Source organism: Bacillus sp. SIMBA_074 (assembly GCF_046534555.1).
In the GTDB taxonomy this organism is placed as follows: Bacteria; Bacillota; Bacilli; order Bacillales; family Bacillaceae_G; genus Bacillus_A; species Bacillus_A mycoides.
The window spans coordinates 1-257 of record NZ_JAWRYM010000797.1 but is presented as its reverse complement, the minus strand read 5'-3'; the positions used below and the strand labels follow the sequence as shown (position 1 = coordinate 257).

Annotated in this window: 1 protein-coding gene; it reads left to right on the top strand. The window is 47.5% G+C overall.

The window, feature by feature from the left end; translation table 11 throughout:
• Nucleotides 1-257: LCP family protein (locus SB773_RS32950; RefSeq protein ID WP_410594624.1), on the top strand; the 257-nt coding region annotated here is incomplete at both ends.

The following is a 257-nucleotide window of genomic DNA, read 5'->3' as shown; positions in this document are numbered from 1 at the left end:
ATGTCTCGGTTGATTTCGACGGGTTCCGGCAAATTGTAGATGAGCTGGGCGGTGTCCAAATCGATGTGAAAAAGCGCATGAAATACAGTGATCCAAGCGATGGAACCTACATCGACATACAGCCTGGGCTGCAAACCCTCTCAGGCGAACAAGCACTGGATTATGCCCGTTATCGCAAAAGTGACCTGGGAAAAGAGGACAGCGACTATCAACGAATTTCTCGTCAACAAGAAATTCTCAAGGCTTTAGCAAACATC